This is a genomic window from Thiobacillus denitrificans, assembly GCF_001530125.1.
In the GTDB taxonomy this organism is placed as follows: Bacteria; Pseudomonadota; Gammaproteobacteria; order Burkholderiales; family Thiobacillaceae; genus Thiobacillus; species Thiobacillus denitrificans_C.
This window is the reverse complement of the sequence record NZ_LDUG01000035.1, coordinates 1-1,652: the sequence shown is the minus strand read 5'-3', so window position 1 is coordinate 1,652 and position 1,652 is coordinate 1. Positions and strand designations below refer to the sequence as shown.

2 protein-coding genes are annotated in these 1,652 nt (G+C 61.7%); both read left to right on the top strand.

Annotated features, from left to right (window positions below; all coding sequences use genetic code 11):
* Window positions 1-1,018, top strand: a 1,018-nt coding sequence (locus tag ABW22_RS12310; RefSeq protein ID WP_237763336.1) for a methyl-accepting chemotaxis protein, incomplete at its 5' end; no start/stop codon positions are given.
* A gap of 334 nt (window positions 1,019-1,352) precedes the next feature.
* Window positions 1,353-1,652: PAS domain-containing protein (locus tag ABW22_RS12305; RefSeq protein ID WP_157648629.1), on the top strand; the 300-nt coding region annotated here is incomplete at its 3' end.

Here is a 1,652-nt window from a genome sequence, read left to right as displayed (position 1 = left end):
CGTGCGGGACGATATCGAGCGCATGAGCGCAGGCGACCTGACCGGGCGGATCGTGGCCAGTGGTGCCGACGAGGTGTCCAGGCTGATTCAATCGCTGCGGGTGCTGCAGATCAACATCAAGTTGCTGGTCGGGCAGATCAAGCAGAGCACCGAGATCGTGAGCATGGGAGCCGGCGAGATCGCCACCGGCAACGCCGACCTGTCCGCCCGCACCGAGTCGCAGGCGTCGAGCCTGGAAGAAACCGCCAGCACGATGGAGGAGCTCACCAGCACCGTCAAGCAGAACGCTGAGGGCGCGCGCCACGCCAGCCAGCTGGTTATCGCGACTGCCGAGATTGCGCGCCAGGGCGGCGAGGTGGTGGGGAAAGTGATCGACACCATGGGTTCGATCAAGGAAAGCTCGCGCAAGATTGCCGACATCATCGGCGTCATCGACGGCATTGCGTTTCAGACCAACATCCTGGCGCTGAACGCCGCGGTGGAAGCCGCGCGTGCGGGCGAGCAGGGGCGCGGCTTTGCGGTCGTCGCCGCCGAAGTGCGCAACCTTGCACAGCGCTCAGCGAGCGCGGCCAAGGAGATCAAGACCCTGATCAGCGACTCGGTGGAACAGGTCGAGGTGGGGAGGAAGCTGGTGGACGAAGCCGGCGAGGCGATGGACGACATTGTCACATCGGTGCAACTGGTGGCTGACATCATGAGCGGCACCGCTGCGGCGAGCCAGCAGCAAAGCGCCGGCATCGAACAGGTCAACCAGGCCATCACCCAGATGGACGGAATCACCCAGCAGAATGCCGCCCTGGTGGAACAGGCCGCGGCGGCCTCCGAGAGCATGCAGGAGCAGGCGATGAAGCTTGCGGAGCTGGTGGACACCTTCAAGCTGACGCAGGCGGGACGGACTGTGGGCCCGGCGCGCCGCGAGCCAGCCAGCCCCGCACTATTGCGAGTTAAAAGCCCGCCAGTTCTTTCAGGGCCGGCATCGGCATCGAGGAAGCGTACCGTTGCGGGTGGGACGCGGTGATGGTTGAGAAATATTAAGGCTATGTCACTGTTAGTTGTTGAAGTCATGTCTTGTCCCCTCTGATGAGGCGCCTATCCTTCGGCCTCCCGCAGGGGTCTGCTGTTGTAGGAGGCCCGCCCCGGGCCGATGCCGTGGAGGTTGCGACGGCGCGCAAATCGGGGCGAGGGCGCCCCTCCTACAGCGCTGGCCAACACCAACAAATAAAGAGCCAATATTAAGGTTCTGGTATGGGCAGCCGATAGCACATACAGGCTGACATCTTCCATATACTTCAAATGGTTAATCGCAGGCTGATGACAATAACGTCAATTTATCTCTAGGAAGGTAACAAGCAATGCGATCCAACATGCCGGTAACCAATATCGAATACGTCCTGCAGGACACCGAAACGGTGGTGTCGAAGACGGACCTGCACGGCAACATTACCTACGTCAACCAGGACTTCATCAACATCAGCGGGTTCAGCGAAGCCGAGCTGATCGGGCAGCCGCAGAATATCGTGCGCCACCCCGACATGCCGGTCGAGGCGTTCGCGGATTTCTGGAGCACGCTCAAGGACGGCAAGGCGTGGACCGGCCTGGTGAAGAACCGCTGCAAGAACGGCGATCACTACTGGGTGGAGGCCAATGCCGCG